The following is a 4737-nucleotide window of genomic DNA, read 5'->3' on the forward strand; positions in this document are numbered from 1 at the left end:
AGGAGGCCGCCCCGCGGCCGGGGGACATTCGCCGGAAAGGGCATGGGGACCCAGCGCCCGACCCGCCGACAACCGCGTCGGGAAGGTCCACTGCAGGCATCGTGCTCGCCAGCGGATCCAGAGGAAAACCCATAAAAAATGGCACCGCAAGCGGTGCCATTGAAGGAACGCATCGAGGAGAGAGTTCAATGCATGCCGCGGAACGCGAGGGTCAGCGCCAGGATCGACAGGATCACGGCGATGGTGCCGTCGAGGATGCGCCAGGTCCTGGGCTTGGTGAACAGCGGCGCCAGCAGGCGTGCGCCCAGGCCCTGGGCGGTGAGCCACAGGCAGCTGGCGGTGAACACGCCGGCGGCGAAGGCCATGCGCGCATTGCCGAAGTTTTCGGCAATGCCACCGATGACCATCATGTCCAGCCAGAAATGCGGGTTGATCAGCGAGAAGCCGACCGCCGACATCAGCACGGCGCGACGCGAGGTGCTGTCGCCGTCGTCCACGTGCATGCCGCCGCCACCGGCCAGCGCGCGCCGCGCGGACTGCCAGGCGTACCAGGCCAGGAAGGCGACGCCGCCCCACAGCACCACCGTGGTCAGCCACGGCAGCGCCTGGGTCAGGGTGCGCAGGCCGGCGACGCTGGCGAAGATGAAGATGCCGTCGATCGCCGCGCAGGTGGCTACCACCGGCACGATGTGCTTGCGCAGGATGCCCTGGCGCAGGATGAAGGCGCTCTGCGCACCGACCACGGCGAACAAGCCGATGCCGGTGGCAGCGCCACTGAGCCACGCGGCCAGACCGGGGCCGCCGGAGAGAAGGGTGGAGAACATGGAATACCGCCTTGTCTTGCATGTGGGAGCGGTGCCTCGCCAAGGCGTACAGCACCGGATGGCGCGTATTGTCGCGCCGCAACATGAAAAAGTAGAGCTAAACTTACTTAACCATCTTTAGCAGGACTTAATTCCATGCGTATCGACCATGCCCAGCTGCGCGCGTTGGCCGCGGTCGTCCGCGAGGGCAGCTTCGAGCGGGCCGCACAGGCGCTCAATGTGACCGCCTCGGCGGTGTCCCAGCGGATCAAGGCGCTGGAGGACCGGGTCGGGCGACTGCTGGTGAAGCGTTCCTCGCCGGCGGTGGCCACCCCGGAAGGCCAGGTGCTGGTGCAGCTGGCCGAGCAGACGGCGCTGCTGGAGCACGATGCGCTGCACCGGATGGGCATCGCCGATGAGGACCTGCCGCACGCGAGCATTCCGGTGGCGGTCAACCATGACAGCCTGGAGACGTGGTTCCCGGAGGCGGCACTGAACTTCGCGCGGCAGACCGGGACCACCCTGGACCTGCGCTCGGAAGACCAGGACCACACGGTGGCGTTGCTGCGACAGGGCGCGGTACTCGGCGCGGTGACCACCCTGGATGAGCCGGTGCAGGGCTGTCAGATCCATGCGCTGGGCAGCATCCGCTATGCGGCCACCTGCACCCCGGCCTTCCATGAGAAGCACTTCGCCAAGGGGGTCAATGCGCAATCGCTCGCACAGGCGCCGGTGCTGGTGTTCAACCGCAAGGACGACATGCAGGCGCGGTTCGCCCGACGCCTGGCCGGCGACGATCTGCCGCTGACGGCCCCGACGTGGTGGATTCCCTCCACGCGCGCGTTCGTGCAGGCCAACCTGGGCGGGCTGGGTTGGACGATGAATCCGCTGCCCCTGGTGAAGCGCCACCTGGAGGCCGGCCGGCTGGTGCTGATGAAGCAGCGCGCGTGGGAAGACGTGCCGCTGTACTGGCAGCACTGGAAGGGCGATGTGCAGACGATGGCGCTGCTGACCCGGGCAGTGCTGGATGCGTCGGCCACGCTGGTGCGCAGGAAGCGCTGACCCGGCCGTGTCCTGCACGGCGCGATGATGCCGTCGGGCGCAGCATCGGCGCATCCCCGCGATGGCGATGGCGATGGACAGCGATCCGGTCTACCTGCATATCCGCGTGGTGCTCAGCATCATCCTCGGGCTGAGCATCACCACCCTGCTGCGCGGGCTGGCCTCGATCATCGAGCACCCCAGGCGGCGCGGCTGGTCGTGGATCCACCTGTGCTGGGTGCTGTGGGCGCTGATCTCGGTGGTCACGTTCTGGTGGTGGGAGTTCCGCCTGGGCGAAGTGCGCCAATGGACGTTCGGGCTGTACCTGTTCGTCATCGCCTACTGCGCGGCCTGGTTCATGCTGTGCGTGCTGCTGTTTCCCGATGACGTGCGCGAGTACGGCAGTTATGAGGCCTACCTGCTGCAACGGCGCGGCTGGTTCTTCGGCGTGCTGGCGCTGCTGACCCTGCTCGACCTGGGCGATACCGCGATCAAGGGCCACAGCCGCTGGCAGATGCTCGGCCCGGCCTATCCCCTGCATACCGTGCTGATGCTGGCGATCGCCGCCCTGGGGGCGGTCTGCCGGCAGCGAAGCGTGCAGCTGGGCCTGGCCGTGACCGCACTGCTGTACCAGGCGATGTACTTTCTGGGCGAGTACTTCACCCTCTCCAGCGATTGAGCGCATCGCACCGACCGGATGCTGCGTTGCACCAAGAATCGGGCAAAAGGCGATAAAATCGCCAGTCTGGATTGCCAACCCCTTGTTTCTTCACGCCTCTTCCCCGTGGCGTGGGCATCCTGTTCACATCTCCCCCACCTGAGATCCCCATGAAGAAATTCGCCAAGGTCGTCCTCGGCCTGCTCGTGCTGTTGCTGCTGACAGCCGCGCTTTTCCTGTATTGGCCCCTGCACCAGCGCTCGGTTCCGGCCGCCGGCAACGACAAGCCGGTCGATGTCGTGCTGGTCGGCGGCGGCATCATGAGCATCACCCTGGCCACGTTCCTGCAGGAACTGCAGCCGGACTGGAACATCCAGCTCTACGAACGCCTCGACGGCGTCGCGCTGGAAAGTTCGGACGGCTGGAACAACGCGGGTACCGGGCATTCGGCGTTCGCCGAGCTGAACTACACGCCCGAGCTGCCCGATGGCAGCATCGAGACCAAGCGGGCGGTCGGCATTGCCGAACAGTTCGAGATCTCCCGCCAGTTCTGGTCGCACCAGATAAAGCAGGGCCGGCTCGGCGAACCGTCGGATTTCATCAACCCCACCCCACACATGAGCTTTGTGTGGGGCGATGACAACATCGCCTACCTGCACAAGCGCCAGCAGGCGCTGGTCAAAAACCCGCTGTTCTACGGCATGCAGTATTCCGAGGATGCCGCGCAGATCAGGCAGTGGGCACCGCTGCTGATGGAAGGCCGCGACCCGAAGCAGAAGGTTGCCGCGACCTGGATGCCGCTGGGCACCGACGTCAACTTCGGCGTGATCACCCGCCAGCTGACCGCCGGCCTGCAGCGCAGCCCGAACTTCCAGCTGCACTTGGAGCATGAAGTGGGCGCCCTGCGCCAGAACGAGGACAAGAGCTGGAACGTGACGGTCAAGGACCTGAAGTCCGGCAAGGAGTCCACGATCAAGTCGCGCTTCGTGTTCATCGGTGCCGGCGGCGCCGCGCTGAAGCTGCTGCAACTGTCGGGCATCCCCGAGGCGAAGGACTACGCAGGCTTCCCGGTGGGCGGCCAGTTCCTGGCGTTCCAGGACCCGGCCATCGCCGGACGCCATTCGGTCAAGGCCTACGGCATGGCCGAGACCGGCTCGCCGCCGATGTCGGTGCCGCACCTGGACGCGCGCAAGCTGGACGGCAAGCCGGTGGTGCTGTTCGGGCCGTTCGCGCTGTACAGCACCAAGTTCCTCAAGCACGGCTCGTGGTTCGACCTGTATTCCTCGGTCAACCACAACAACGTGGCCGGCATGCTCGATGTGGGCATGGAGAACCTGGACCTGGTGAAGTACCTGATGGGCCAGGCGCGCCTGGATGACGCTGACCGCCAGGCCGAACTGGTGAAGTACTTCCCGAACGCCAAGCGCGAGGACTGGAAACTGGTCACCGCCGGCCAGCGCGTTCAGATCATCAAGCGCGACCCGGAGAAGGGACCGGTGCTGCAGTTCGGCACCGAGATCGTGACCGACAAGGACCACACCCTGGCCGCGCTGCTGGGCGCCTCGCCGGGCGCATCGACCTCGCCGCCGATCATGCTGGACCTGCTCAAGAAGACCTTCCCGCAGCAGATGGCGGCCGGCTGGGAAGCGCAGCTGAAGCAGATCGTGCCGTCCTACGGGCGCAAGCTCAACGACAGCCCGGCGCTGACCAACGAGATCCGCCGCCAGACCAGCGAAACGCTGAAGCTGCCCTACCTGGACGTGCCGGTGGAAAACGCCACCACGCCGGCGGTGATGCTGACCCCGCCGCCGGCCACCGCCCCGGCGCAGAAGAAGCGCAACGCCAACGAAGAACTGCAGGCGCTGTAAGCCCGCCTGCTGCGGCCTTGGCCGCGCGGTGAAAAACGAGATCCGGCCCCGGTGTGGGCCGGATTTTTTTTGCGCGGCGGTCGGTGGGTCGGGCGCCGGGCCCCGTGCCTTTCCGGCGACGCTCCCGCGTCGGCTTGCGGCCGCCCTCTCCTCCTTATGTTTCACCTCAAGCGGCTGTCGGTGGATCGGGCGCTGGGCCCCCATGCCCTTTCCGGCGACGCCCCCGGCGTCGGCCTGCGGCCGCCACCTCCTCCTTTATTTCGCCTCCAAGGGCATGGGGGGCCCAGCGCCCGACCCACCGACCAGCGTCAAAAGCCAGCTTTCCCGCTTGTCTCCGCAAGCCGAGCCCCGTAGCAGCCGGTAGGCC

4 protein-coding genes are annotated in these 4737 nt (G+C 66.7%); 3 read left to right on the forward strand and 1 reads right to left on the reverse strand.

Annotation, left to right across the window (positions count from 1 at the left end; translation table 11 throughout):
* Positions 1–185 precede the first annotated feature (185 nt).
* Positions 186–824, reverse strand: a complete 639-nt coding sequence (locus tag RTO53_RS19375) for a LysE family transporter (RefSeq protein WP_312239299.1) — start codon at positions 822–824, stop codon at positions 186–188.
* A 135-nt stretch (positions 825–959) separates the two neighbouring features.
* On the opposite strand from RTO53_RS19375, the gene RTO53_RS19380 reads away from it, so the two are divergent.
* The 3 genes from RTO53_RS19380 to mqo all read left to right on the forward strand — a co-directional run bounded on the left by RTO53_RS19380 (position 960) and on the right by mqo (position 4370).
* Positions 960–1865 (forward strand): LysR family transcriptional regulator ArgP, encoded by a 906-nt coding sequence (locus tag RTO53_RS19380; RefSeq protein ID WP_312239300.1) that lies wholly within the window; start codon positions 960–962, stop codon positions 1863–1865.
* A gap of 73 nt (positions 1866–1938) precedes the next feature.
* The gene (locus RTO53_RS19385) at positions 1939–2523 is read left to right on the forward strand and encodes a hypothetical protein (RefSeq protein WP_312239301.1); all 585 of its coding nucleotides are present in this window, start codon (positions 1939–1941) and stop codon (positions 2521–2523) included.
* A 149-nt stretch (positions 2524–2672) separates the two neighbouring features.
* Positions 2673–4370, forward strand: a complete 1698-nt coding sequence (gene mqo, locus RTO53_RS19390; protein ID WP_312239302.1) for a malate dehydrogenase (quinone) — start codon at positions 2673–2675, stop codon at positions 4368–4370.
* The last annotated feature ends 367 nt before the right edge of the window (positions 4371–4737 follow it).

Source organism: Stenotrophomonas sp. (assembly GCF_031995405.1).
Lineage (GTDB): Bacteria > Pseudomonadota > Gammaproteobacteria > Xanthomonadales > Xanthomonadaceae > Stenotrophomonas.

What these genes read in the sequence shown, in the direction of transcription:
- RTO53_RS19375 (WP_312239299.1), bottom strand. Translation starts at nt 824, where the DNA reads ATGTTCTCCACCCTTCTCTCCGGCGGCCCCGGTCTGGCCGCGTGGCTC.
- RTO53_RS19380 (WP_312239300.1), top strand. Translation starts at nt 960, where the DNA reads ATGCGTATCGACCATGCCCAGCTGCGCGCGTTGGCCGCGGTCGTCCGC.
- RTO53_RS19385 (WP_312239301.1), top strand. Translation starts at nt 1,939, where the DNA reads ATGGACAGCGATCCGGTCTACCTGCATATCCGCGTGGTGCTCAGCATC.
- mqo (WP_312239302.1), top strand. Translation starts at nt 2,673, where the DNA reads ATGAAGAAATTCGCCAAGGTCGTCCTCGGCCTGCTCGTGCTGTTGCTG.